Source organism: Streptomyces sp. NPDC034084 (assembly GCF_055575535.1).
Genome location: NZ_JBVISK010000004.1, coordinates 392,915 through 417,475, shown reverse-complemented (window position 1 = coordinate 417,475; position 24,561 = coordinate 392,915). Strand labels below are relative to the sequence as shown.

The 24,561-nt window shown below is 73.1% G+C and carries 22 protein-coding genes; 14 read left to right on the top strand and 8 right to left on the bottom strand.

Going from position 1 to position 24,561, the window contains the following annotated elements; translation table 11 throughout:
* Window positions 1–8: 8 nt before the first annotated feature.
* Window positions 9–1,481, bottom strand: coding sequence for an MFS transporter (locus tag ACZ51I_RS17060; protein WP_468876359.1), 1,473 nt, complete (start codon window positions 1,479–1,481; stop codon window positions 9–11).
* A 72-nt stretch (window positions 1,482–1,553) separates the two neighbouring features.
* Here ACZ51I_RS17060 and ACZ51I_RS17055 point away from each other — a divergent pair, with 72 nt between their 5' ends.
* Complete coding sequence (locus ACZ51I_RS17055) at window positions 1,554–2,546, top strand: ArsR/SmtB family transcription factor (protein WP_468876356.1); 993 nt, start codon at window positions 1,554–1,556, stop codon at window positions 2,544–2,546.
* A gap of 17 nt (window positions 2,547–2,563) precedes the next feature.
* Here the strand turns inward: ACZ51I_RS17055 and ACZ51I_RS17050 are convergent, their stop codons facing one another.
* Together ACZ51I_RS17050 and ACZ51I_RS17045 are read right to left on the bottom strand one after the other, a co-directional pair.
* A complete protein-coding gene (locus ACZ51I_RS17050; protein WP_043219759.1) occupies window positions 2,564–2,857 on the bottom strand; it encodes an MTH1187 family thiamine-binding protein in 294 nt (97 codons plus the stop codon).
* The gene (locus ACZ51I_RS17045; RefSeq protein ID WP_468876354.1) at window positions 2,854–3,207 is read right to left on the bottom strand and encodes a DUF3817 domain-containing protein; all 354 of its coding nucleotides are present in this window, start codon (window positions 3,205–3,207) and stop codon (window positions 2,854–2,856) included. The genes ACZ51I_RS17050 and ACZ51I_RS17045 overlap by 4 nt, the downstream gene beginning before the upstream one ends.
* Window positions 3,208–3,314: 107 nt before the next feature.
* Between ACZ51I_RS17045 and ACZ51I_RS17040 the strand changes: the two genes are divergently transcribed.
* From ACZ51I_RS17040 to ACZ51I_RS17025, 4 genes are all read left to right on the top strand, one after another.
* On the top strand, window positions 3,315–3,953 hold the full coding sequence (locus ACZ51I_RS17040; RefSeq protein ID WP_041662875.1) for an AIM24 family protein: 639 nt from the start codon (window positions 3,315–3,317) through the stop codon (window positions 3,951–3,953).
* Window positions 3,953–4,603 (top strand): AIM24 family protein, encoded by a 651-nt coding sequence (locus tag ACZ51I_RS17035; protein ID WP_468876352.1) that lies wholly within the window; start codon window positions 3,953–3,955, stop codon window positions 4,601–4,603. The genes ACZ51I_RS17040 and ACZ51I_RS17035 overlap by 1 nt, the downstream gene beginning before the upstream one ends.
* On the top strand, window positions 4,600–5,376 hold the full coding sequence (locus tag ACZ51I_RS17030; RefSeq protein WP_468876349.1) for an AIM24 family protein: 777 nt from the start codon (window positions 4,600–4,602) through the stop codon (window positions 5,374–5,376). The genes ACZ51I_RS17035 and ACZ51I_RS17030 overlap by 4 nt, the downstream gene beginning before the upstream one ends.
* Window positions 5,377–5,459: 83 nt before the next feature.
* A complete protein-coding gene (locus ACZ51I_RS17025) occupies window positions 5,460–5,936 on the top strand; it encodes a MarR family winged helix-turn-helix transcriptional regulator (RefSeq protein WP_468876348.1) in 477 nt (158 codons plus the stop codon).
* A gap of 63 nt (window positions 5,937–5,999) precedes the next feature.
* Here ACZ51I_RS17025 and meaB read toward each other — a convergent pair whose 3' ends face one another.
* On the bottom strand, window positions 6,000–6,956 hold the full coding sequence (gene meaB, locus ACZ51I_RS17020; RefSeq protein WP_468876346.1) for a methylmalonyl Co-A mutase-associated GTPase MeaB: 957 nt from the start codon (window positions 6,954–6,956) through the stop codon (window positions 6,000–6,002).
* Between the two features lie 29 nt (window positions 6,957–6,985).
* The gene (locus tag ACZ51I_RS17015; protein ID WP_468876344.1) at window positions 6,986–8,194 is read right to left on the bottom strand and encodes an acetyl-CoA C-acetyltransferase; all 1,209 of its coding nucleotides are present in this window, start codon (window positions 8,192–8,194) and stop codon (window positions 6,986–6,988) included.
* A 136-nt stretch (window positions 8,195–8,330) separates the two neighbouring features.
* On the opposite strand from ACZ51I_RS17015, the gene mce reads away from it, so the two are divergent.
* The 7 genes from mce to ACZ51I_RS16980 all read left to right on the top strand — a co-directional run bounded on the left by mce (window position 8,331) and on the right by ACZ51I_RS16980 (window position 18,684).
* Window positions 8,331–8,783, top strand: a complete 453-nt coding sequence (gene mce, locus ACZ51I_RS17010) for a methylmalonyl-CoA epimerase (protein WP_056567577.1) — start codon at window positions 8,331–8,333, stop codon at window positions 8,781–8,783.
* A gap of 213 nt (window positions 8,784–8,996) precedes the next feature.
* Entirely contained in the window at window positions 8,997–13,634 is a 4,638-nt protein-coding gene (gene scy, locus ACZ51I_RS17005) for a polarized growth protein Scy (RefSeq protein WP_468876341.1), read from the top strand.
* Between the two features lie 114 nt (window positions 13,635–13,748).
* Complete coding sequence (locus ACZ51I_RS17000) at window positions 13,749–14,684, top strand: coiled-coil domain-containing protein (RefSeq protein WP_030694501.1); 936 nt, start codon at window positions 13,749–13,751, stop codon at window positions 14,682–14,684.
* Between the two features lie 72 nt (window positions 14,685–14,756).
* Window positions 14,757–15,725, top strand: coding sequence for an ABC transporter ATP-binding protein (locus ACZ51I_RS16995; RefSeq protein WP_468876339.1), 969 nt, complete (start codon window positions 14,757–14,759; stop codon window positions 15,723–15,725).
* Between the two features lie 3 nt (window positions 15,726–15,728).
* Window positions 15,729–16,508: an ABC transporter permease gene (locus ACZ51I_RS16990; RefSeq protein WP_468876337.1), complete on the top strand. Its 780-nt coding sequence runs from the start codon at window positions 15,729–15,731 to the stop codon at window positions 16,506–16,508.
* 194 nt (window positions 16,509–16,702) lie between these two features.
* Window positions 16,703–17,854, top strand: coding sequence for an ABC transporter ATP-binding protein (locus ACZ51I_RS16985; protein ID WP_468876335.1), 1,152 nt, complete (start codon window positions 16,703–16,705; stop codon window positions 17,852–17,854).
* Window positions 17,851–18,684, top strand: coding sequence for an ABC transporter permease (locus ACZ51I_RS16980; RefSeq protein WP_468876334.1), 834 nt, complete (start codon window positions 17,851–17,853; stop codon window positions 18,682–18,684). The genes ACZ51I_RS16985 and ACZ51I_RS16980 overlap by 4 nt, the downstream gene beginning before the upstream one ends.
* A 6-nt stretch (window positions 18,685–18,690) precedes the next feature.
* Here ACZ51I_RS16980 and ACZ51I_RS16975 read toward each other — a convergent pair whose 3' ends face one another.
* Window positions 18,691–19,017 (bottom strand): ATP/GTP-binding protein, encoded by a 327-nt coding sequence (locus ACZ51I_RS16975; protein ID WP_468876332.1) that lies wholly within the window; start codon window positions 19,015–19,017, stop codon window positions 18,691–18,693.
* A gap of 198 nt (window positions 19,018–19,215) precedes the next feature.
* Here ACZ51I_RS16975 and ACZ51I_RS16970 point away from each other — a divergent pair, with 198 nt between their 5' ends.
* Complete coding sequence (locus ACZ51I_RS16970; RefSeq protein ID WP_468876330.1) at window positions 19,216–20,250, top strand: LLM class flavin-dependent oxidoreductase; 1,035 nt, start codon at window positions 19,216–19,218, stop codon at window positions 20,248–20,250.
* 183 nt (window positions 20,251–20,433) lie between these two features.
* On the opposite strand, the gene ACZ51I_RS16965 is transcribed toward ACZ51I_RS16970, so the two are convergent.
* A complete protein-coding gene (locus ACZ51I_RS16965) occupies window positions 20,434–20,826 on the bottom strand; it encodes an SCO5389 family protein (RefSeq protein WP_015036224.1) in 393 nt (130 codons plus the stop codon).
* 270 nt (window positions 20,827–21,096) lie between these two features.
* Here ACZ51I_RS16965 and nucS point away from each other — a divergent pair, with 270 nt between their 5' ends.
* On the top strand, window positions 21,097–21,768 hold the full coding sequence (nucS, locus tag ACZ51I_RS16960) for an endonuclease NucS (RefSeq protein WP_468876328.1): 672 nt from the start codon (window positions 21,097–21,099) through the stop codon (window positions 21,766–21,768).
* Window positions 21,769–21,858: 90 nt separating this feature from the next.
* Here the strand turns inward: nucS and ACZ51I_RS16955 are convergent, their stop codons facing one another.
* Entirely contained in the window at window positions 21,859–24,456 is a 2,598-nt protein-coding gene (locus ACZ51I_RS16955; protein WP_468876326.1) for an ATP-binding protein, read from the bottom strand.
* Window positions 24,457–24,561 lie beyond the last annotated feature (105 nt).

Sequence of the window (24,561 nt, the reverse complement as noted above, 5' to 3'; positions counted from 1 at the left end):
CGTCGACCTTACCGACTGGTCATATGCCGGTCAGCCCCGTCTCGCCTTTCGGTCGCCCGCAGCTCGGCGGCGGCCGCGAGGAGGCAGAGCGTGCCGAGGACGCCCGTGCCCGCGACGACCACGTGTACGGGGGCGAACTCGGCCGCGATCCCGGCCCCGGCCATGCCGACGCCCTGGACGGTCATCATGCCCGCGGACATCAGGGTCATGGCCCTCCCCCGCTGCTCCTCGGGGACGGCGGCGACGAACCAGGCGTCGAGGCCGAGGGTGTACGCGCCGGCGGCACCGGCCAGCACGAGGGCGAGGGCCGCGAGGGCGACGCCGGGTTCGGGGGCGTACAGGAGGTACGGCAGGACGCCGGTGACGGCGAGCGGCAGCACGATCCGGGAGCGGGTCGCGGCGGAGAGGAACGATCCGGCGACGAGCTCCCCCACGATGGTGCCGACGGGCAGGGCGCACATGAGGAGGCCGAGGGCGGCGGTGGAGACGCCGATCTCGTCCGCGTACGGGGCGGCGAGCGCCTCGGGTACGACGGCGAAGAGCGGCGGCACCCAGAACATCAGCATCAGGGCGCGCACGCGCCGGCTCCGCAGCACCGCCCAGGTCCCGGAGAGGCCGCTCGCCTCGCCGCCCGCCCGTGCGGGGCGGCGGGCGGTGCCGAGGCGCAGCAGCAGCGCGGAGACCAGGAAGGTGGTGGCGGTGACGGCGAGGGCGCCGCGCGGGGGCACCAGCGTGAGGAGGACGCCGCCGGCCGCGAAGCCGGTGAGCAGCGCGCTCTGGGACACGATCCGCAGCAGCGACCGCCCGAGCACGAAGAGGTCGCCCTCGCCGAGGATGTCGGCGAGGGTCGCCATCCGGGTGCCGTTGAAGACGGGCGAGACGACGGCGATGGCGCAGCGCAGGACGAGCAGGACGGCGACGGGGGTGGCGGGCACGACCATGACCGCGACGCAGCCGGCGCAGACGAGATCGCAGACGACGAGGATCCGCCGGGGCGGGACCCGGTCGGTGAGGCCGGCGAGGAGGGTGCCGCCGAGGAGGTAGGGGAGGAACCCGAGGGCGAAGGTGAGGGAGGAGAGGAGCGGGGACCGGGTCAGGTCGTAGACGAGCACGGTGAGCGCGAGCTCACTGACGACGACCCCGAGCAACGAGAACAGATGCGCCACGAACACGACCCGGAACTCACGGACGGCGAAGACGGCGCGGTAGCCGGGCCGGCCGGCGGGGGCGGACGCCGGCGCGGGCCCGGCGGCGAGGGCGGAGGCCGGCGCGGGCCCGGCGGCGAGGGCGGAGGCCGGCGCGGGCCCGGCGGCGGACCCCACTGCCTGCCCCGGCCCGGCGGCGGGCCCGGCGGTCGGGGCGAGGCCGCCCGGCGCGCCCTCGGGAGCGGCGGCCCGAGAGGAGGCGAGGAGCGCGGTCTCGGGGGCCGCCGGGGTGGGGGCAGGGGTCCGTGAGGGCGGCCGGGTGTCGTTCGGTGGCATGCGGGCAGCGTGCCCGGCACCTGCGCCCCGCCCTAGACTTTCGGCTCCAGGCGAATGTTCCGGGAGGAACCCGTGCCGTACCACCTGCGTTTCGGCGAGGCCGACCCGTTGCGGATCCGGTTCGCGATCTCCCCGCTGTGGGAGACGCACTCCGCGGTGCGGGTGCTCGCGCGGCCGGGGAAGCAGGGGTACCACCTGCCGTGGATGCGGCGGATCGCGGGCGCCGCGCGCGGGGTCGACCTCGCGCCGCTCCAGCTCCTGATGCCCCTGCGCGGGCACAGCCCGGACTGCCTCTACCCGCCACCACTCGGACCCGCCGCCTCCTTCGAGGAGGAGATCGCGGCCGTACGGGAGACCGACCCCGCGGTCGCCCTCGACGACATCGAACGGGCACTCGCCGAGACGCCGGGCGCGGCGGACACGCCGGAGGGGCGCCGGATGCTCGCCGACCCCGCCGGGGCGGTGGAGCGGCTGACCGAGCTCCTCCGGGCCGCCTGGGAGGCCCTGGTCGCACCCGAGTGGCCCCGGCTGCGCGCGCTCCTGGAGGCGGACGTGGCGTACCACTCGCGGCGGCTCGCGGAGCGCGGGCTCGAACGGCTCCTGGGCGAGCTGCACCCGGCCTTCGACTGGGCCGCCGAGTCGGCGACGCTGCGGGTGGCGTACGCCGGGGAGCACGACCGGCCGCTGGACGGCCAGGGTCTCGTGCTGATGCCCTCGGTGTTCACCTGGCCGGACGTGGTGAGCGGCTTCGATGCGCCGTGGCAGCCGACGGTGGTGTACCCGGCGCGCGGGATCGGCGCGCTGTGGTCCGAGCCGGGCGACCGTACCCCTGAGGCACTGGCCCGGCTGCTCGGGCCGGTCCGCGCGGACGTCCTGTGCGCCCTGGCCGAGCCGATGGGCACCACGGCACTCGCCCATCTCCTGGGCCGGGCGCCCTCGTCCGTCTCCTCGCACCTGACGGTGCTGCGCGACGCGGGGCTGCTGACCTCCCGGCGGTACGGCCACCAGGTTCTTTACGAGCGGACCCCGCTGGGCATCGCGGTCTCACAGCCCGACGCCGGCTGACGACGAGCGGGGCGGTGTCAGGCGCCCAGGTGCCGTTCCACCGTCTCGACCTTCGCGGTCAGGCCGTCCGTCACACCCGGGCGGATGTCGGCCTTGAGGACCACGGAGACGCGCGGCGCGCGGGCCTCGACGGCGGCGACGGCACGCTTCACGACGTCCATCACCTCGTCCCACTCGCCCTCGATGGAGGTGAACATGGCATCCGTACGGTTGGGCAGCCCGGACTCGCGGACGACCCGCACGGCATCGGCGACGTACTCGCCGACCTCCTCCCCCACGCCCAGCGGGGTCACCGAGAACGCGACGATCACGCCTTCACCGCGCCCTCGGCCGCCGCGGCACGCGCGCGGGAGGCGATGACCGCGTCCTCGGCCTCGCGCTTCAGCTTCCGCTCGGCGTAGAAGCCGCCCAGGGGCAGGACCGACAGGACGAAGTAGAGGGCGGCGGTCCCGAAGCTCCACTTGGTGCGGTTCCAGGCGTCCAGCCAGAAGAGGACGTACAGGATGAACAGCACGCCGTGGATCGCGCCCATCACCGGCACCGCGTTGAAGTCCGTCGTCCGCTTCAGCACCGAGCAGACCAGCAGGAGCAGGAAGGAGACGGCCTCCGGCGCGGAGACGAGCCGGAGCCGGTGGAGGGAGGAAGCGGTCTTGAGGTCCACGGAGGGGGTCACCTTCGTTCGATCTTGTGAACGGATGCACAAGGGCCCGTCCATTGTGCACCGGGACTTTGCTGTCTCTTTAGCCGGGGGCCCAGTACCTTCCTGGGGTGGCAACGTTCCGACTCCAAGGCAGCAAAGTGCTCGCCGTCTCCATGACCGGCGACGCCGTCAAGGCCAAGAACGGCTCGATGGTCGCCTACGACGGCCAGATGGCGTTCAAGAAGATGAGCGGCGGCGGTGAGGGCCTGCGCGGCATGGTGACCCGTCGGCTCACGGGTGAGCAGATGGAGGTGATGGAGGTACGCGGCCAGGGGACCTGCTGGTTCGCCGACCGGGCCTCCGAGATCAATCTCGTCTCGCTGCACGGCGACAAGCTCTGGGTGGAGGCGAGCAATCTGCTCTGCACCGACGCGGGGCTGCGCACCGGCACCACCTTCACGGGTCTGCGGGGCGGCGCCACCGGCAACGGCCTCTTCACCACCACCGTCGAGGGCACCGGCCAGGCGGCGATCATGTCGGACGGTCCGGCGGTGGTGCTGCGGGTGACCCCTCAGTACCCGCTCCAGGTCGACCCCGGCGCCTACATCGCCCACCAGGGCAACCTCCAGCAGCACTTCCAGTCCGGGGTGACCTTCCGCACCCTCATGGGCGAGGGCGGCGGCGAGGCCTTCCAGATCCGTTTCGAGGGCGACGGGCTCGTGTACGTCCAGCCGAGCGAGCGGAACACGATCGGGGGCGACGTCTGATGCCGTTCCGTGAGATCAACTCGAAGATGGTCGAGGCCCAGGTGATCCCCGGGCAGCGGTTGTTCAGCCAGCGCGGCGCCATGCTCGCGTACCGCGGCGACGTCACATTCACGCCGAACATGGCGGGCGGTCAGGGCGGCCTGATGTCGATGATCGGCCGCCGGGTGGCCGGCGAGGCGACGCCGCTGATGACGGTCGAGGGCAGCGGCACCGTGATGTTCGGGCACGGGGGCCACCACATCCAGGTCATCGCGCTCACGGGCGACACCCTGTACGTGGAGGCCGACCGGCTGCTCGCCTTCGACGGGACCCTGGAGCAGGGCACGATGTTCATGGGCTCGCAGGGCGGGGTCATGGGCATGGTCCGCGGCCAGGTGACCGGCCAGGGCCTCTTCACCACCACCCTGAGGGGCCACGGCTCGGTGGCCGTCATGGCGCACGGCGGCGTCGTCGAGCTGCCGATCTCCCCGGGCCGCCCGGTCCACGTGGACCCGCAGGCGTACGTGGCGCACCACGGCGACGTGCGGAACAAGCTCTCCACGGCGCTCGGCTGGCGCGACATGGTGGGGCGCGGCTCGGGCGAGGCGTTCCAGCTGGAGCTGAGCGGCAGCGGCGCGGTGTACGTCCAGGCCTCGGAGGAGAAGCTGTGAGCACCCCGGTGATCCACGACCCGACGACTCTTCCGTCGGACGACAACGTCAATCCGTACACCTTCTGCGTGGAGCTCAAGGGCTCCCAGTGGTTCCTGCAGAAGGGGAAGATGATCGCCTACTACGGGCGGATCGAGTTCAACGGCATCGGGCACGGACGGCTCGACCGGCTGGTGCGGACCTCCTTCCACTCGCCGCTGCACGCGAGCGACTGGGTGGTGGCCGAGGGCAGCGGGAAGATGCTGCTCGCGGACCGGGCCTTCGACGTGAACTCGTACGACCTGGACGAGGGCAACCTGACGATCCGCTCGGGGAACCTGCTGGCCTACCAGCCGACGCTGGCGCTGAAGCAGTCGATCGTGCCGGGGTTCGTGACGCTGATCGGCACGGGCAAGTTCGTGGCCGCGTCGAACGGCCCGGTGGTCTTCATGGAGCCGCCGCTGCGGGTGGACCCGCAGGCGCTGGTCGGCTGGGCCGACTGCCCCTCGCCCTGCCACCATTACGACCACGGGTACATGACGGGCGTGATGGGCGGCGTCCGCGCGCTGACGGGCATCGGCGGGACCTCGGGCGAGGAGCACCAGTTCGAGTTCGTCGGGGCGGGGACGGTGCTGCTGCAGTCGACGGAGCTGCTGATGGCGGAGCGGGCGGTCGGTGAGACCCCGGCTCAGCCGGGGGTTCCCGGTGGGTACGGTTCCGGCCAGGGGCCGCTGGGTTCGGTACCGCGCCTTCCCGGCCAGCTGGGCGACCTCCAGCGTCGCTTCGGTCTGTGAGCGGTAGTCTGCGGAGTGTGACGTCTTCGAACGCACGCTCCCAGACTTCGTCAAGTATTCAACTTCTTAGGTAGAATCCATACATGGAGACCGAGACCGCCACCCCCTGGCTCACCGACGGCGAGCAGTGCGCCTGGCGCACCTTCCTGGATGTCCAGAGAATGCTGACGTACCAGCTGGAGCGGGACCTCCAGCCCTTCGGCCTCACGATGAACGACTACGAGATCCTGGTGAACCTCTCGGAGTCGGCGGATCGGCGGCTGCGCATGAGCGACCTCGCCGCGGCCACCCTCCAGTCGAAGAGCCGGCTCTCCCACCAGATCACCCGCATGGAGAACGCCGGGCTCGTACGCCGCGAGAACTGCGAGTCCGACCGCCGCGGGCTCTACGCCGTCCTGACCGACGACGGCATGGAGACCATGCGCAAGGTCGCCCCGCACCACGTCGAGTCGGTGCGCAAGCACTTCATCGACCAGCTCACCGGCGAGGCCCTCGGCGACCTCCACCAGTCCCTGAAGCCGATCGCCGAGCAGCTCCGCGACCGCCGTGGGAAGCCGTGACCTGACAGAGAACGGAAGGGCCTCTCCGGCCGACCGGAGAGGCCCTTTCCTTTCGAACCGGGGTCAGTTTCCGGTCAGGCTCGCCACCAGCTCGTCCGAGGCCGCGTACGGGTCGAGCCCGCCCGCCACGATCCGCTCGGCGAGGGCGTCGAGACGCCGGTCGCCGTGCAGGTCGCCGATGCGCTCGCGCAGGGCCGTGACCGCGATGGTCTCCACCTCGCGCGCGGCACGGGCCCGGCGGCGCTCCGCCAGGACCCCGTGCTCCTCCATCCAGGCGCGGTGCTTCTCCAGGGCCTCCACGACCTCGTCGATGCCCTCGCCGCGCGCCGCGACCGTCTTGACGATCGGCGGCCGCCAGTCGCCCGCGGCCCGCGCCTCGCCGAGCCCCAGCATGTGGTTGAGCTCGCGGGCGGTGGCGTCCGCGCCGTCCCGGTCGGCCTTGTTCACCACGTACACGTCGCCGATCTCCAGGATGCCCGCCTTCGCGGCCTGGATCCCGTCGCCCATGCCCGGCGCGAGCAGGACCACCGAGGTGTCGGCCTGGGAGGCGATCTCCACCTCCGACTGCCCGACGCCGACGGTCTCCACGAGGATCACCTCGCAGCCGGCCGCGTCCAGGACACGGATGGCCTGCGGGGCGGACCAGGCGAGACCGCCCAGATGGCCGCGGGTGGCCATGGAGCGGATGTAGACGCCCGGGTCGGAGGCGTGCTCCGACATCCGGACCCGGTCACCCAGGAGCGCTCCCCCGCTGAACGGGGAGGACGGGTCGACGGCGAGGACGCCGACCCGCTTGCCCGCCCGGCGGTACGCGGAGACCAGCGCGGACGTCGACGTGGACTTGCCCACGCCCGGCGAGCCGGTCAGGCCCACCACGTACGCGCCGCCGGTGAGCGGCGCGAGCGCCGCCATCACCTCGCGCAGCTGCGGGGACGCCCCCTCCACGAGCGAGATCAGCCGGGCCACGGCCCGCGGCCTGCCCTCCCGTGCCTGGGCGACGAGTTCGGGGACGTCCACCATCTGCGCTGCTCCTTGCCTGAGCCGGGTGCTTACTTGCCGTTGCCGGGGACGCGCACGATCAGCGCGTCGCCCTGGCCGCCACCACCGCACAGGGCCGCCGCGCCGACGCCGCCGCCGCGCCGCTTGAGCTCCAGGGCCAGGTGGAGCACGACACGGGCGCCGGACATGCCGATGGGGTGGCCGAGGGCGATCGCGCCCCCGTTGACGTTCACCTTCTCGGGGGTGACGCCGAGGTCCTTCATCGACTGCACGGCGACCGCGGCGAAGGCCTCGTTGATCTCGATCAGGTCGAGGTCGTCGACGGTCAGGCCCTCCTTCTCGAGGGCGTGCCGGATCGCGTTGGACGGCTGCGACTGGAGCGAGTTGTCCGGGCCGGCGACATTGCCGTGGGCGCCGATCTCGGCGATCCACTCCAGGCCCAGCTCCTCGGCCTTGGCCTTGCTCATCACGACGACGGCGGCGGCGCCGTCGGAGATCTGCGAGGAGGTGCCGGCGGTGATGGTGCCGTCCTTGGCGAAGGCCGGACGGAGCTTGCCGAGGGACTCGGCGGTGGTCTCCGCGCGGATGCCCTCGTCCTGGGAGAAGACGACCGGCTCGCCCTTGCGCTGCGGGATCTCGACCGGGGTGATCTCGGCCTCGAAGACGCCGTTCTTCTGGGCGGCGGCGGCGCGCTGGTGCGAGAGGGCGGCGATCTCGTCCTGCTCGGGGCGCTTGATGCCCAGGCGGGTGTTGTGCTTCTCGGTGGACTCGCCCATGGCGATGCCCTCGAAGGAGTCGGTGAGACCGTCGTACGCCATCGCGTCGAGCATCTCGATGGCGCCGTACTTGAAGCCGTCGCGGGACTTCGGCAGCAGGTGCGGGGCGTTCGTCATGGACTCCTGGCCGCCGGCCACGACCACGTCGAACTCACCGGCGCGGATGAGCTGGTCGGCGAGCGCGATGGCGTCGAGACCCGAGAGACACACCTTGTTGATGGTGAGCGCGGGGACGTTCATCGGGATGCCGGCCTTGACGGCGGCCTGGCGGGCGGGGATCTGCCCGGCGCCCGCCTGGAGCACCTGGCCCATGATCACGTACTGCACCTGGTCGCCGCCGATGCCGGCCCGGTCGAGGGCCGCCTTGATGGCGAAGCCGCCGAGGTCGGCGCCCGAGAAGGACTTGAGCGAGCCGAGCAGGCGACCCATGGGCGTGCGGGCGCCCGCGACGATCACTGAGGTGGTACCGGTCGTTCCAGACATGAGGCACGGCCCCTTGGGATGAGGAGTGAACGAGGGTTTACCTCAATGTACTGAGGGGTGCGGCGCGCGGTCACCGGCCTGCCGGTGTGACGGCGCGCACGTTGCGTAACCATCCCCACGGGGGTGCACTGGAGCCATGCTGACGCGTATCGACCACATCGGGATCGCCTGTTTCGACCTGGACAAGACCGTCGAGTTCTACCGTGCCACGTACGGTTTCGAGGTCTTCCACTCCGAGGTCAACGAGGAGCAGGGCGTCCGCGAGGCCATGCTCAAGATCAACGGGACCTCGGACGGCGGGGCCTCCTACCTCCAGCTCCTCGAGCCGACCCGGGAGGACTCCGCGGTGGGCAAGTGGCTCGCCAAGAACGGCGAGGGCGTGCACCACATCGCCTTCGGCACCGCCGACGTCGACGGTGACGCCGAGGCCATCCGCGGCAAGGGCGTCCGCGTCCTCTACGACGAGCCGCGGATCGGCTCCATGGGCTCCCGGATCACCTTCCTCCACCCCAAGGACTGCCACGGCGTCCTCACCGAACTGGTCACCTCCGCCGAGCCGTCCGCTGACCACTCCTCAGCGGAGCACTGACCTCCGGATTCTCGGCCCGGTAGAGTGGGCGGCTCCGGGCCGGGGCCGGTCGGGGCCGCCCCGTGCGGCATCGAAGTCTGGATGTCGGGGTCGTCCGATCTGCCACGATTCCCCGGGGGTCCGTCCTCGGCCTTGAGGGCGTGCTCGTAGGAGTGGCGAGCAGGGTTGGGGTCTCCCCTGCTCGGAGAGCTCGGGGAAGGATGGGACCGCGCAGTGCGGGGCTACGAACGCCAGGAGAGCCACCGAGCTGAAGACGACCATCTCGCAAGGTTCGAAGCCGAGATGGACCGGCTGAAGACCGAACGCGAGAAGGCCGTCCAGCATGCCGAGGACCTCGGCTACCAGGTCGAGGTCTTGCGCGCCAAGCTCCACGAGGCGCGCCGCACCATCGCGTCCCGGCCCGCGTACGACAGCGCCGACATCGGCTACCAGGCCGAACAGCTGCTGCGGAACGCGCAGGCGCAGGCGGAGCAGCTCCGCCAGGACGCCGAGCGCGAGCTGCGGGAGGCCCGCGCCCAGACCCAGCGCATCCTCCAAGAGCACGCCGAGCACCAGGCCCGGCTCCAGGCCGAGCTGCACAACGAGGCCGTCCAGCGCCGCCAGCAGCTCGACCAGGAGCTCAACGAGCGCCGCCAGACCGTCGAGGCGCACGTCAACGAGAACGTCGCCTGGGCCGAACAGCTGCGCGCCCGTACGGAATCCCAGGCCCGCCGCCTCCTCGAGGAGTCCCGCGCGGAGGCCGAGCAGGCGCTCGCCGCCGCCCGAGCCGAGGCCACCCGCCTCACCGAGGAGACCAGCCGCCGCGTCGGCACCGAGGCCCAGGCCGCCCGAGCCGAGGCCGAAGCGATTCTGCTGCGCGCCCGCAAGGACGCCGAGCGGCTCCTGAGCGCCGCCTCCAGCCAGGCGCAGGAGGCCACCAACCACGCCGAGCAGCTCCGCTCGACCACCGCCGCCGAGACCGACCAGGCCCGCCGGCAGGCCAGCGAGCTCTCCCGCGCCGCCGAGCAGCGCATGCAGGAGGCCGAGGAGAAGCTCCGGCTCGCCCGCGCCGAGGCCGAGAAGGCCCTCACCGAGGCCAAGGAGGCCGCCGCCCGGCAGCTCGCCTCCGCCGAGTCCGTCAACGAGCAGCGCACCCGCACCGCCAAGACGGAGATCGCCCGGCTCGTCGGCGAGGCCACCAAGGAGGCCGAGGCGCTGAAGGCGGAGGCCGAGGAGAAGCTCCGCGAGGCGACCGCCCAGGCGGAGAAGCTCGTCACGGAGGCCACCGAGAAGGCCGTCACGGCCGCCGCCGAGGACTCCGCCGCCGCCCTCGCCAAGGCCGCCCGCAACGCCGAGGAGATCCTCACCAAGGCGTCCGAGGACGCCCGGGAGACCACCCGCAAGGCCGCCGAGGAGGCCGAGCGGGTCCGCCGCGAGGCCGAGAGGGAGGCGGACCGGCTGCGCGCCGAGGCCGGCGAGCAGGCCGACGAACTCCTCGGCTCGGCGAAGGACGACACCAAGGAGTACCGCGCCAAGACCGTCGAACTCCAGGAGGAGGCCCGCCGGCTGCGCGGCGAGGCCGAACAGCTGCGCGCCGAGGCCGTCGACGAGGGCGAGCGGATCCGCGGCGAGGCCCGGCGCGAGGCCCTCCAGCAGATCGAGGAGGCGGCGAAGGCCGCCGAGGAGCTCCTCACCAAGGCCCGTACGGACGCCGAAGAGCTGCGCACCAAGGCCGGTGCCGAGAGCGAGCGGGTCAAGTCGGAGGCCATGGAGCGCGCCCAGACGCTCCGGGCCCAGGCCGAGGAGACCCTGGAGCGCACCCGCGCCGAGGCCGAGCGGCTGCGCGCCGAGGCCGAGGAGCAGGCCGAGTCGGTGAAGAGCGCGGCCGAGGAGGCCGCCGCCGGGCTGCGCGCGGACGCCGAGCGGGCCGCCGAGGCGCGCCGCGCGGAGGCCGCGGCGGAGCTGACCCGGCTGCACACCGACGCCGAGGCGAAGGTCGCGGCCGCCGGGGAGGAGCTCACCGACGCGCGCGCCGAGGGCGAGCGGATCCGGCGCGAGGCCGCCGAGGAGACCGAGCGGCTGCGGACCGAGGCCGCCGAGCGCATCCGTACTCTCCAGGAGCAGGCCGAGCGGGAGGCCGAGCGGCTGCGCGCCGAGGCCGCTTCGGACGCCTCCACCGCCCGTACCGAGGCCGAGTCGGCCGCGGTACGGCTCCGCCGGGAGGCGGCCGAGGAGGCCGAGCGGCTGCGCTCGGAGGCCAAGGAGACCGCCGACCGCGTACGCGCCGAGGCCGCCGCCGCCGCCGAGCGGGTCGCCGCCGAGGCCGCCGAGGCCCTCGCCGCCGCGCAGGAGGAGGCCGTCCGGCGCCGCCGGGAGGCCGAGGAGACCCTCGAATCGGCCCGCTCCGAGGCCGGCCGGGAACGCCAGAACGCCCGGGAGCAGTCCGAGGAGCTCCTCGCCGCCGCCCGCAAGCGCGTCGAGGACGCGCAGGCCGAGGCACAGCGGCTGGTCGAGGAGGCGGACGCGCGGGCGACCGAGATGGTCACCACCGCCGAGCAGACCGCCCAGGAGGTGCGCGACGCGGTGGCCGGCCTGCGCGAGCAGGCCGAGGAGGAGATCACCGGGCTGCGCAGCGCCGCCGAGCACGCCGCCGAGCGGACGCGCACGGAGGCGCAGGAGGAGGCGGACCGGGTCCGCGCCGACGCGTACGAGGAGCGGGAGCGGGCGTCCGAGGACGCCGCCCGCACGCGGGCGCGTGCCCAGGAGGAGTCGGAGGCCGCGAAGGCGCTCGCGGAGCGGACGGTCACGGACGCGCTCGCCGAGGCGGAGAAGCTGCGGACGGACACCGCCGAGTACGCCCAGCGGGTACGGACCGAGGCGACGGACTCCCTCGCCTCGGCCGAGCAGGACGCGGCCCGCACGCGGGCGGACGCGCGGGAGGACGCGAACCGGATCCGTTCGGAGGCCGCCGAGCGCGCCGAGACGACGGTCGGCGAGGCGCGCGCGGAGGCCGAGCGGATCGCCGCCGAGGCGGAGCAGGTCCTGGACGAGGCCCGCAAGGCCGCGGACAAGCGGCGTGCCGACGCGGCCGAGCAGGCCGACGCCCTCGTCGGCCAGGCCACGGCCGAGGCGGAGCGGATCGCCGCCGAGGCCGCCGAGCTGCGGACCGAGGCCGAGCGGGTCAAGGCCGAGGGCGAGGCACAGGCGGAGGCGCTGCGCGCGGAGGCCCGCGCCGAGGGCGAACACGTCCTCGACGAGGCCCGCAAGGCCGCCGACAAGCGCCGCGCCGACGCCGCCGAACAGGCCGACGCCCTCATCGGCCAGGCCACGGCCGAGGCCGAGCGGCTCACCGCCGAGGCGGTCGAGCTCATGGAGACGACCGAGCAGGACGCCGCCCGGCTCCGGGCCGAGGCCGAGCAGGTCAAGGCCGACGGCGAGGCACAGGCCGAGGCGCTGCGCGCGGAGGCCCGCGCCGAGGGCGAACACGTCCTCGACGAGGCCCGCAAGGCCGCCGACAAGCGCCGCGCCGACGCCGCCGAGCAGGCCGACGCACTCATCGGCCAGGCCACGGCCGAGGCCGAACGGATCGCGGCGGAGGCCGCCGAGCTGCGCGAGACCACCGAGCGGGACGCCCAGCGGCTGCGCGCGGAGGCCGAGCAGGTCAAGGCCGACGGCGAGGCGCACGCGCAGGCGCTGCGTACCGCCGCGCTGGCCGACGCCGACCAGATCCTGGACGAGGCCCGCAAGGCCGCCGACAAGCGCCGTGCGGACGCGGCCGCGCAGGCCGACGCCCTCGTGGGCGAGGCGACGGCCGAGGCCGAGCGGATCGTGAACGAGGCGGCCGAGCTGGCCGATTCGGTCGGCGCGGACGCCCGTGCCGAGGCGGGCCGGACCGTCGGCGCGGCCTCGGAGGAGGCCGAGCGGCTGCGGGCCGAGGGCGCCGAGGCGATCGCGGAGGCCCTGCGGGACGCCGAGCGGATCCGTACCGAGTCGGAGCGGGTGAAGGCCGAGGCCGCCGCGGCGGCCGAGCAGATGCGCGCGGAGGCCCGCGCGGAGGCGGACCGGACGCTGGACGAGGCGCGGGAGGCCGGGGCGCGGAAGCGTTCGGACGCGGCCGAGCAGGCCGACCAGCTCATCGCCAAGGCGCAGGAGGAGGCGCTGCGCGCCACCACGGAGGCCGAGTCGCAGGCGGACACGATGGTCGGCGCGGCCCGCAAGGAGGCCGAGCGGATCGTCGCCGAGGCGACCGTCGAGGGCAACTCGCTGGTGGAGAAGGCCCGTACGGACGCGGACGAGCTGCTGGTGGGGGCGCGCAGCGACGCGACGGCCATCAGGGAGCGGGCCGAGGAGCTGCGGGGCCGGATCGAGGGCGAGATCGAGGAGCTGCACGAGCGGGCGCGGCGCGAGACGGCCGAGCAGATGAAGACGGCGGGCGAGCGCGTCGACAAGCTGGTGAAGGCCGCGACCGAGCAGCGGGCCGAGGCGGAGGAGAAGGCGAAGGAGCTGGTCTCCGAGGCGAGTTCGGAGGCGAGCAAGGTCCGGATCGCCGCGGTCCGCAAGGCGGAGGCGCTGCTGAAGGAGGCCGAGCAGAAGAAGGCCTCGCTCGTCGCGGAGGCCGAGGGCATCAAGGCGGAGGCCGAGCGCATCCGTGCGGAGGCGGCGGCGGAGGCCGAGAAGACGGTCGCGGAGGGGCAGCGCGAGCTGGAGGTGCTGACGCGCCGTCGCAAGGACATCAATGCCGAGATCTCCCGTGTCCAGGACGTCCTGGAGGCGTTGGAGTCTTTCGAGACGCCGTCCGCCGGAAAGGACGGGGTCAAGGCGGGTGCGTCGGCGGGTTCCACTCGTTCGGGTGGCAAGTCCCAGGACGACTAGCCACTCAAAAGGCTGGACATTCTCCCGATCAAACGGGCATACGCTCGATGACACGCCGCTTCGGCCCCTAGGATTCCCTCTAACACCTCACCGGTCTCATTCGACAGGAACCCCATGAGCGACACTTCCTCCCCCTTCGGCTTCGAGCTCGTGCGGCGCGGTTACGACCGCGGTCAGGTGGACGACCGCATTACCAAGCTCGTGGCCGACCGCGACAGTGCCCTGTCCCGCATCACCTCGCTGGAGAAGCGGATCGAGGAGCTCCACCTCGAGACGCAGAACGCCCAGGCCCAGGTCACCGACGCCGAGCCGTCGTACGCGGGGCTCGGCGCCCGGGTCGAGAAGATCCTCCGGCTCGCCGAGGAGGAGGCGAAGGACCTGCGTGAGGAGGCCCGTCGCGCCGCCGAGCAGCACCGCGAGCTGGCCGAGTCCGCGGCCCAGCAGGTGCGCAACGACGCGGAGTCGTTCGCGGCCGAGCGCAAGGCGAAGGCCGAGGACGAGGGCGTCCGGATCGTCGAGAAGGCGCAGGGCGAGGCCAACACGCTGCGCGCCGAGGCGCAGAAGGACGCACAGTCGAAGCGCGAGGAGGCGGACGCCCTCTTCGAGGAGACCCGCGCCAAGGCCGCCCAGGCCGCCGCGGACTTCGAGACGAACCTGGCGAAGCGCCGCGAGCAGTCGGAGCGGGACCTGGCCTCGCGTCAGGCGAAGGCCGAGAAGCGCCTCGCGGAGATCGAGCACCGCGCCGAGCAGCTCCGCCTGGAGGCCGAGAAGCTGCGGACGGACGCGGAGCGCCGGGCCCGTCAGACGGTGGAGACCGCGCAGCGCCAGGCCGAGGACATCGTGGCCGACGCGAACGCCAAGGCCGACCGCATCCGTTCGGAATCGGAGCGCGAGCTCGCGGCGCTGACGAACCGCCGCGACTCGATCAACGCGCAGCTGACCAACGTCCGCGAGATGCTGGCGACGCTGACCGGCGCCGCGGTGGCGGCGGCCGGCTCCCCGATCGACGACGAGCGCACGGCCGGTGTCCCGGCCCAGCAGTCGCGGTAATCGGCCAGAAGCGTAACGAACCCTCCGTCATTCCGGTGGCGGAGGGTTTTGCGCGCCCGTAGGTTGGTACGCATGATCGAGCTTGAGGGCCTGACCAAGCGCTACGGGACGAAGACCGCGGTCGACCACCTCTCCTTCCAGGTTCGTCCTGGCGTGGTCACCGGCTTCCTCGGGCCGAACGGGGCGGGCAAGTCGACGACGATGCGGATGATGCTGGACCTGGACAACCCGACGAGCGGGACGGTCCGGATCGACGGCAAGCACTACCGGGACCTGGCCGAGCCGCTGAAGTACATCGGAGCGCTGCTCGACGCCAAGGCGATGCACGGCGGCCGCTCCGCGTACAACAACCTGCTGTGTCTGGCGCAGTCGAACCGCATCCCGGCGAGCCGGGTGGGCGAGGTGCTCGACCTGGTGGGACTGACGCCGGTCGCGAAGAAGAAGTCGAAGGGTTTCTCCCTCGGCATGGGGCAGCGGCTGGGGATCGCGTCCGCGCTCCTCGGTGATCCCGAGATCCTGATGTTCGACGAACCCGTCAATGGTCTGGACCCCGAGGGAATTCACTGGATCCGCAATCTGATGAAGGCCCTGGCGGCCGAGGGCCGGACGATCTTCGTTTCCAGCCATCTGATGAGTGAAATGGCGCTGACGGCCGATCATCTGATCGTGATCGGGCAGGGGAAACTGCTGGCCGACACGTCGATGGCGGATTTCATCCAGCAGAATTCCCGAAGTTATGTGCGGATGCGCTCCCCTGAGCAGGAACGTCTGCGGGACGTGCTCCACACGAACGGATTCGTCGCGGTCGAGGCGGGCAACGGAACGCTCGAGGTGGACGGGGCGACGACCGAGAAACTGGGTGAACTGGCGGCGGAGAACGGGCTCGTGCTGCACGAGTTGAGCGCGCAGCGCGCCTCCCTCGAAGAAGCGTTCATGCAGATGACGGCCGGCGCGGTGGAGTACCACGCGCACGGCACCGACGTACGCAGCGGCGCCACGGCGCCCGGCCCCCAGTGGGGCACGACCTCCCAGGGAGCCTGAACCATGGCAGCGGCATCCGCGGTCCTCCAGTCCGAGTGGACCAAGATCCGGACGGTGTCGTCGACCGTCTGGACGCTGGCGAGCGCCCTCCTCGTCACGGTGGCGATGAGCGCGGCGCTGTGCGCCCTGTTCAAGTCGACCTTCGACGATCTCAGCGACGTGGAGCGGGCCACCTTCGACCCGACGTTCGCCAGCTTCTCCGGGATGATCCTCGGCCAGCTGGCGATGGTGGTCTTCGGTGTCCTGGTGGTCGGCACCGAGTACTCCTCGGGCATGATCCGCACCTCGCTCGCGGCGGTCCCGCAGCGCGCCACCTTCCTCTTCTCGAAGATCGCGGTGGCCGGCGGGCTCGCCCTGGTGGTGGGCCTGGCGACCAGCTTCCTCTCCTTCTTCCTCGGGCAGGCGCTGCTCGGCGAGCACCGCACCACCCTCGGCGCGGACAACGTGCTGCGCGCGGTGGTCGGCGGCGGCCTCTACATGGGCCTGATCGCGATCTTCTCGATGGGTGTGGCGACGATGCTGCGCTCCTCGATGCTGTCGCTGGGCATCCTGGTGCCGTTCTTCTTCCTGATCTCGCAGATCCTCTCGGCGGTCCCGAAGGCCAAGGAGGTCGCCAAGTACTTCCCCGACCAGGCCGGCTCCAAGATCATGCAGGTGGTGCCGGACGCGATGGGCTCGGAGAAGGCGCCGTACGGCCCCTGGGGCGGGCTCGGGATCATGGCGATCTGGGTGGTGGCCTCGCTCCTCGGCGGCTATCTCGTGCTGAAGAAGCGGGACGCCTGATTCCGGAAGAAGGGGAACTCCTGATTCCGGGAGAAGCGGGACGCCTGATGCCGCGGGAAGCCCGGCGCCTGATTTCCCGCGCTTGGCCGGAACCGTCAACGGCTGGATAAGCTCCTAGCTCATACGGGGGGCTCCGGCCGACGGCCGCCAACGCCCCGACATGGATGAGACCGACCTGTCGATGGGGCTGGAGAATGATCGAGGCAGTCGGCCTGACGAAGCGCTACGGCGCCAAGACGGCCGTGTACAACCTTTCCTTCCAGGTGAGGCCCGGTGTGGTCACCGGGTTCCTGGGGCCCAACGGATCCGGCAAGTCGACGACGATGCGCATGATCCTGGGGCTCGACCGGCCCACCGCCGGTCATGTCACGATCGGCGGCCACCCCTTCCGGCAGCTCCCGAACGCGCCCCGGCAGGTCGGCGCGCTCCTGGACGCCAAGGCCGTGCACGGCGGCCGGAGCGCGCGCAGCCATCTGCTGTCGCTCGCGCAGCTGGCCGGCATCCCGGCGCAGCGCGTCGACGAGGTCCTCGGCGTGGTCGGTCTCCAGGACGTCGCCAAGCGCCGCTCGAACGGCTTCTCTCTCGGCATGGGCCAGCGGCTCGGCATCGCGGCGGCCCTCCTCGGCGACCCGCAGGTCCTCCTCTTCGACGAGCCCGTCAACGGCCTGGACCCCGAGGGCATCCTCTGGGTGCGGAACCTGATGAAGAAGCTCGCCGCCGAGGGCCGCACGGTCTTCGTCTCCAGCCACCTCATGAGCGAGATGGCGCTGACGGCCGACCACCTGATCGTGATCGGCCGCGGGCAGCTCCTCGCCGACATGAGCGTCACCGACTTCATCTCGGCGAACTCCGCCGACTTCGCCCGGGTGCGGACCCCGGGGACCGAGCCTGCCCAGCGGGAGAAGCTGACCACGGTGCTCATGGAGGCCGGCGGCCAGGTGCTGTCCGAGCCGGACGGCGCACTGCGCGTCACGGGCCTGCCCCTGCCGCGGATCAGCGACCTGGCGCACGGCGCGGACGTACGGCTCTGGGAGCTGTCCCCGCACCAGGCCTCGCTGGAGGAGGCGTACATGCGGCTGACGCAGGGCGCCGTGGACTACCGCTCCACCGACGACCGTCTCGCCCACCTCCAGCCGCCCCTGCAGCCCGGACAGCCGGGGTACGGGCTGCCGCCGCAGCCGCCGGTCCAGGACGTCCCGCAGCAGGGCTGGTACGCCCCGCCGCCGCCCGGACAGAACCCGTACGCCGGCGCCCCGCAAGCCCCCGCGCCGGGTCCGTACGCCCCTCCGGCCGCTTCGCAGCCGGGCCTCCCGCAGCCGAGCGACACCCCGAAGGACGCCCGATGACCGCCCCCGCCCACCACCACGCCCCGGCGCCGCACTCCTACGTCTCGCCCATCCCGGTCCGCGCCGCGCACCTCGGTGACGCGCTCGCCTCCGAGTGGACGAAGATCCGTTCGGTGCGTTCGACGATGTGGACGCTGGGGGTGATGATCCTGCTGATGTTCGGCATCGGGATCGGTGTCGCCGCCATCGCCTCCGCCTCCGAGGCCCCGATGGGCGACGAGTCTGCCCTCGGCTTCGGCTTCTTCGGGATGCTGCCGGCGTCGATCTGCGTGATCACGCTCGGCGTCCTGACGATCGCGTCCGAGTACGGCACGGGCATGATCCGTACGACCCTGACGGCCTGCCCGAGCCGGGCCCGGGTGCTCACGGCGAAGGCGATCGTCTTCTTCCTGCTGGTCTTCACGCTCACCGCGGTGATCACGGCGCTGGTCGCGGTGGCCCAGGTCGGCATGGTGGACGGGGCGGAGCCGACGGCCGCGGAATGGCTGCGGGCGACGGTGGGAGCGGCCGCCTACCTGGCGACGCTCGGGCTGCTCGCCATGGCGATCGGCACCCTCATCCGGCACTCTGCGGGCGCGATCACCGTGATGATCGGTCTGCTGCTGCTGCCGCTGGTGGCGGGCATGTTCATGTTCTCCCAGGCGCTGAGGTCGGTGCAGCAGTTCCTGTTCACCTACGCGATCCCGTCGCAGATGATCGCGCTCTACAGCAGCCGCCCGCCGTTCGGCGACGCGGGCCCCTCGGGCTGGGAGCCGCTCGTCATCCTGCTCGGCATCACGGCCGCCACGTTCGCCGGCGCCCTCGCCCTGCTGAACAGCCGGGACGTGTGACGCTCGCTAGTACCTCGGCGCGTTGCGGGACCGCTGCACCTTGCTGGTGCGGCGGTCCTTCGCGTTCCAGCAGGACTTGTGCCAGTGGCGGCGGTCGTCCACTCCCCCGTACTCCGGCCAGGCGACCACGTGCGGGGCGCCGGACGGGATCTCCTGGTCGCAGCCGGGGCAGCGGTAGCGCTTGCCCGGCGCGCTCGCCCCGGCGACGAGCCGGACGTACCATTCCTCGCCCTGCCAGCTCTCCGTGCGCTGCACCCCGCCGTACCGGGAGCCGTGATCGCCCTGCTGCTGGGGCTTCTCGCCGCCTCGGGAGCGGTTGTGGCGCGGGGACACGGGCACACCTCACGGGATCGGGGGAACACGGACCGTTCCAGCAAGCCTACGGGCCGCCACGCGGTGCCCCGGGCCCGGTCAGGACGGCTTAGCCGAATATCGCAAGAACTTCATGAACGGCCGTTGCCTTTGGCACGTGTCAGGCGTTGTTGCCAGTGCGAGGGGAGATACGCGTCGGCCGCAAGGAGGCAGAAGGCGATGCGCGTGGGTACGTTCGTTCTGGCAGCCCAGTTCCCGGGCCAGGGCCAGGGGGAGGCGCTGCACCGTGCGGTGCGGACCGCCGAGGTCGCCGAGGAGGCGGGGCTCGACTCCGTCTGGCTGGCCGAGCACCATTTCGTGCCGTACGGGGTCTGCCCCTCGGCCGTGACACTGGCCGCGCTGCTCCTCGGCCGCACCCGGCGGCTCCGGGTCGGCACGGCGGTGAGCGTGCTGCCGACCGTGCACCCGGTCGCCCTGGGCGAGCAGGCGGCGCTGCTGCACCTCACCTCGGGCGGCAGGTTCACCCTGGGGGTGGGCCGGGGCGGGCCCTGGGTGGACCTGGAGGTGTTCGGCGCGGGCCTCGACGCGTACGAGAAGGGGTTCCCCGAATCGCTCGACCTGCTGCTGCGCTGGCTGACCGAGCCGCGCGTCGGCGCCGAGGGGGAACGATTCGCTTTCCGCGAGGTGCCCGTGGTGCCCCGCCCCGACGAGCTGATCGGCGGCGCGGCCGCTCCCGAGGTGGTGGTGGCCTGCACCTCGCCGAAGAGCGTGCGGCTCGCGGCGGAGCGCGGACTGCCGATGCTCCTCGGGATGCACTGCGGCGACGAGGAGAAGGCCGAGATGGTCGCGGCCTGGGCGCGCTGCGCGCGGGAGGCCGGGCGGGACCCGGACGAGATCGCGCGGATCGGCGCCGGCCATGTCTCGGCGGGGGTGGCGCAGCTCGCGGACCGGCGGGCGGACGCGGCGGAGGCGCTGGTCAAGGCGATGCCGGGCTGGCTGAAGCAGGGGCTCGACGCGCATGTGACGGTGGACGGCCGGCACCGGGCGATGCGGGACCCCGTCGCGTACACGGAGCTGCTGTGCGGGCTGCACCCGGTGGGCACGCCCCGGCTGGCGGCGGACCGGCTCGCGGCGACCTCGGAGCGTACGGGCATCACGCGCTTCGCCCTCCTCGCGGAGGGCTCGGGCGACCTCGCGGCGACCGAGGAGAACGTCCGGCGGCTGGGCGCGGAGGTCGTGCCGCTCCTGATGTGAGAGCCCTGGCGTGAGGGCCCCGGTGTGAGGGCCCTGGCCTGAGAACCCCGGCCTGAGAGCCCTGGCGTGAGGGCCCCGGTGTGAGCCCTGCACCGTGCTGCCGCTCCGGCACCTGTCGGCGGCGATGCGCGTCGGCTCGCATCGGTCGCGTCCTCCCGCGGTGCGGAGCGGCGGCACCATGTCTCAGCAGTCGCGCAGTTCCGGCGACTGGTTCAGAAGCTGTCCCCGTACGGACGTGAAGCGGGCGAGCCGCTCGTCCACCGACGGGTCCAGCGGGAAGACCGCCACGCGGTGGCAGTTCTGGAAGGCGAGACGCACCCCGAAATGCCGCTGCAGCGCACCACGAATGGCGTCGCTCGCGAGCGCGCGCAGCAGCTGACCACGTGCCTGCTCATTCGGCGGCGGCGTCTGGTTGTCGGCGAACTCTCCGCCGTCGACCTTCAGCTGTGCCACCAGAGAACTGATCATCTCCCATGCGTAGGGCAGGGAGGTCCGGACGCAGTCGACGAAGTCGGCTTCGTCGACCTCGCCTCGCTCGGCCTGTTCCAACAGTGCCGGTGAGACGTCGAGCGACATGGGTTCTCCTCTCGCGACCCCGCGGACGGGGTCTTGCGGGCAGGGGCGAAGACCGCCGTGCGCCACGCAGCGTGCACGGACGACGACCTCCAGCTTCCACGGTAAGCGCGCAGTGGGGGCGGCACCAGAAGAATGGGCACACAACCGGCTGATAACCGACGGGTGTTCGGCTCAGGAAGACCCACGGCCGAGGTCCGGGCGATGCCCGGGTGACGCCCGCGTGATGCCCGAATCGCGCGGAAGAGCGCCCGTCTTGTAGCGTTGCGGACCATGCGTCTCGTCATTGCCCGTTGCTCCGTGGACTACGCGGGCCGGCTCACGGCCCACCTGCCCTCCGCACCCCGTCTGATCCTCGTCAAGGCAGACGGCAGCGTCTCCATCCACGCGGACGACCGGGCGTACAAACCGCTCAACTGGATGTCGCCGCCGTGCACCCTGAAGGAGGGTGTCGACGGTGAGGCGGGCATCTGGACCGTGATCAACAAAGCGGGCGAGAAACTGATCATCACGATGGAGGAGATCCTCCACGACTCGTCGCACGAACTGGGCGTGGACCCGGGTCTCATCAAGGACGGCGTCGAGGCGCACCTCCAGGAGCTGCTCGCCGACCGCATCGAGACCCTCGGCGAGGGTTACACCCTGATCCGCCGCGAGTACCCGACCGCGATCGGCCCGGTGGACATCCTGTGCCGGGACTCTGACGGCGCGACGGTGGCGGTGGAGATCAAGCGGCGCGGCGAGATCGACGGCGTCGAGCAGCTGACCCGCTATCTGGAGCTGCTCAACCGCGACCCGCACCTGGCTCCGGTGAAGGGCGTCTTCGCGGCCCAGGAGATCAAGCCGCAGGCGCGCGTCCTCGCGACGGACCGCGGGATCGGCTGCGTGGTCCTGGACTACAACGCGCTGCGCGGCATCGAGGACGACAAGCTGCGGCTGTTCTGACGGCGGCGGGAGTACGAGTACGGGGACGGCCCCGGGTGCGGTGAGCGCGCCCGGGGCCGTCGTCGTGTCCGTACGCCTCGCCGTACGGGGTCAGGCGGGCGACTCGGAGCCGGCCGGGGTGCCGGAGCCGGAGGAGGCGCCGAGGGTGGTGGTCTCGCCGGTCGCCGGAGGGGCGGTCGTCGTCGGCGGGACCGTCGTCGGCGGTGCGGTCGTCGTCGGCGGTGCGGGTGTGGTCGTCGGCGGCTTCGGCGTCGTGGTCGTCGGCCTGGGCGGCGGGGTGGTCGTGGTCGGCGGCCGGGTCGTCGTGGGCCGTCCGGTCGGCGGGGCCGTGGTCGCCGTCGGTGCTCCGGTCGTCGCCGACGGGCTGTCCGACGGCGACGACGAGCCCGACGTGGACGGGTCCGTCGACGCGGACGGCGACGCGCTGCCGGGACCCGACGGGCTCGGGGAGTCCGAGGGACCGGTCTTCCCCGTCTCGGCCGGGTCGGCCCCGCCCTCGGCCGGCGGCTCCTCGCCGTCGGGGCCGTCGTCGGTGGCGCTCTCGGTCGCGGTGCTGTCGGAGGTGACCCGGTCGGTGGCGGGGGCCTCGCCGTTGCCCGAGGTGGCGCCGAGGGTGACGACGGTGCCGAGGACGGCGACGAGGAGCGCGCCCGCGCCGACGGCGACGAGGTTGCGGCGGGCGCCGCTGAGGATGCCGCCCGTGAGGCCGGGGCGCCGGGCGCCGCTCTCCACGGTGTCGGGGCGCGTGATGAGCGTCGGGCCCTCGTCGGCGAAGCCGGGGACCGCGGGGATCGGGGCGGCCGCCGGACGGCGGGCGGGGCCGCCGGGGAGCGGGGCCGTGACGGGCTCCGGTATCGGGGGGAGGGCGGGGCGGGCGGCCGGGCCGCGCAGGGCGGGGGTGCCGCGCGGCGGAGAGACGGGCTCCTCGGCGCGCGGCGGGACCGTGTGCTCCCCGGAGAGGTCGGCGACGAGGGCGAGCGCCCGGCGGCCGGCGACGGTGCCGCGCTTGTCGGCGAGCACCCCGCGCATGCCGATGGAGGCCTCCAGCTCGGCGCGGGCGCGCTCCAGGTTGCCGGAGCAGATCGCGAGGACGCCGAGCTCGTGGTGGAAGTAGGCCTCTTCGGCGACCTCACCGGCGAGGCGGGCGGCTTCCTGTCCGGCGCGCAGGGCGCGTTCCCAGGCGCCCCAGTGCAGTCCGGCGGCGAAGGCGGGCGCTGCGGCGCGGGCGAGGAGGACGGCGGTGGCCCGGTGTTCGGCGGCGGTGTCGCCGGTGCCGGGGATCAGCGCGGTGAGGGCGGCGAGCAGGGCGTCGGACTCGGCGGCGGCCCGCTCGGGGGTGACGGAGGGATGGGCGGCCCACCAGGCGTAGTGCTGGGCGATGGTGTGGGCGCGGTCGGCGGCCCCGTGCCCGTACCCGTGGGCGAGGAGCTGGGTGAGGACTCCGGCGGCGAGCCGGTAGCGGGGGCCGACCGGGGAGAGCAGTCCGCAGGCCATGAGTTCGCCGAGGGCGGCGTCGGCGTGGGTGTCGCCGACGAGGGCCGGGAGGTGGGCCTGGTGCGGGACCTCGCCGCCGAGGGCGACGGCGAAGCGCAGGGCGGCCTGGGAGGCGCGGCTGAGGCGGGAGGCGAGGAGGCCGGCGGGGGCGGCGCCCTCGCCGAGGCTGGGCAGCGGTATCTCGCGCAGTTCGACGTCGAGGTCGTCGACGCCGTCGAAGGCGGCGGCCGCCGCGGCCGCCGCCGCGGCGGGGTCGGCGGGTCCGAAGGCCTCTTCGAGGGCTCCGAAGGCGTCGAACTCGGCGGGGGTGACGCGCAGCCGGTCGCGCTGCTTGAGCAGGGCGCCGGCCTGGACGAAGCGGAGCGGGAGGCCTTCGGACTCGAACCAGAGGTCGCCGGCCCAGTTGGCCTCCTCGTCGGAGAGGGTGCGGCCGACGGCGCTCTCCAGGAGCTTCAGGGCCGCGCCGCGGCCGAGCCCGGCGAGGAGGACCTCCTCGACGAGGGCACCGGCGGAGGCTGCGGGGGTGTCGGGGCCCGCGGCGAGGAGGAAGGCGCACTCGGGGGCGGCGGCGAGGAGTTCGTCGAGGGCGGCGCCGCCGAACTCGAGGTCGTCGACGACGACCACGGCGCCGACGTCGCGGAGCCGGTCGAGGAGGGTGGCCCGGTCGGGGCGGCTGCCGGGGGCGTACCGGACGGCGGCGAAGAGCTCGTGGAGGAGTTCGGTGGGGGTGCGGTGGTGGCCGGAGAGGCGGACGACGCCGTCGGGGGCGAGGCCTGCGCAGTCGGCGGCGACGGCGTCGAGGAGGGCGGTGCGGCCGGAGCCGGGGGCGCCGATGAGGCGGGCGGAGCGGCCTCGGCCGAGGATGCCGACCAGCCGCTCGCGCTCCTCCTGGCGTTCGAGGAGGGGCAGCTGGGGCGCGGCGGGGCCCGGCGGAACGGGCGGGGCGGCGGCGCGGGCGGCCTCCGCGCGCTCGTCGGGGGTGCGGGGGCGGGGGGCCGCCGGTTCCTGTCCGGGCGGGCAGGGTTCGATCTCGCTGCCGTCGACCGGGTTGACGGTGAGGAGCAGTTCGCCGGAGACGAGCCGGACGACGCGGGCACGCGCGGGCGCCGGGGCGGGCACGCCGCGGCCCTGGCGGGCCTCCTCGCCCTCGGTGTCGTGACCGTACTCCTCCGACCCAGGGTTGATCGGGTCCATGGTGCAAGCCCCCAAGAAGCGGTGTCCGGTGCCCGCCGGTGGTTCCGTCCCGGTGCAGGCGGGTCCGTCAATGTGCGGGCGACCGAACCCTAGACCGTGCTCAGA

Bases quoted from the DNA above. Each gene is read 5' to 3' on its own strand.
- ACZ51I_RS17060 (WP_468876359.1), bottom strand. From the start codon at position 1,481: ATGCCACCGAACGACACCCGGCCGCCCTCACGGACCCCTGCCCCCACC.
- ACZ51I_RS17035 (WP_468876352.1), top strand. From the start codon at position 3,953: ATGCCGTTCCGTGAGATCAACTCGAAGATGGTCGAGGCCCAGGTGATC.
- ACZ51I_RS17025 (WP_468876348.1), top strand. From the start codon at position 5,460: ATGGAGACCGAGACCGCCACCCCCTGGCTCACCGACGGCGAGCAGTGC.
- meaB (WP_468876346.1), bottom strand. From the start codon at position 6,956: ATGGTGGACGTCCCCGAACTCGTCGCCCAGGCACGGGAGGGCAGGCCG.
- ACZ51I_RS17015 (WP_468876344.1), bottom strand. From the start codon at position 8,194: ATGTCTGGAACGACCGGTACCACCTCAGTGATCGTCGCGGGCGCCCGC.
- mce (WP_056567577.1), top strand. From the start codon at position 8,331: ATGCTGACGCGTATCGACCACATCGGGATCGCCTGTTTCGACCTGGAC.
- ACZ51I_RS17000 (WP_030694501.1), top strand. From the start codon at position 13,749: ATGAGCGACACTTCCTCCCCCTTCGGCTTCGAGCTCGTGCGGCGCGGT.
- ACZ51I_RS16995 (WP_468876339.1), top strand. From the start codon at position 14,757: ATGATCGAGCTTGAGGGCCTGACCAAGCGCTACGGGACGAAGACCGCG.
- ACZ51I_RS16990 (WP_468876337.1), top strand. From the start codon at position 15,729: ATGGCAGCGGCATCCGCGGTCCTCCAGTCCGAGTGGACCAAGATCCGG.
- ACZ51I_RS16985 (WP_468876335.1), top strand. From the start codon at position 16,703: ATGATCGAGGCAGTCGGCCTGACGAAGCGCTACGGCGCCAAGACGGCC.
- ACZ51I_RS16980 (WP_468876334.1), top strand. From the start codon at position 17,851: ATGACCGCCCCCGCCCACCACCACGCCCCGGCGCCGCACTCCTACGTC.
- ACZ51I_RS16970 (WP_468876330.1), top strand. From the start codon at position 19,216: ATGCGCGTGGGTACGTTCGTTCTGGCAGCCCAGTTCCCGGGCCAGGGC.
- ACZ51I_RS16965 (WP_015036224.1), bottom strand. From the start codon at position 20,826: ATGTCGCTCGACGTCTCACCGGCACTGTTGGAACAGGCCGAGCGAGGC.
- nucS (WP_468876328.1), top strand. From the start codon at position 21,097: ATGCGTCTCGTCATTGCCCGTTGCTCCGTGGACTACGCGGGCCGGCTC.
- ACZ51I_RS16955 (WP_468876326.1), bottom strand. From the start codon at position 24,456: ATGGACCCGATCAACCCTGGGTCGGAGGAGTACGGTCACGACACCGAG.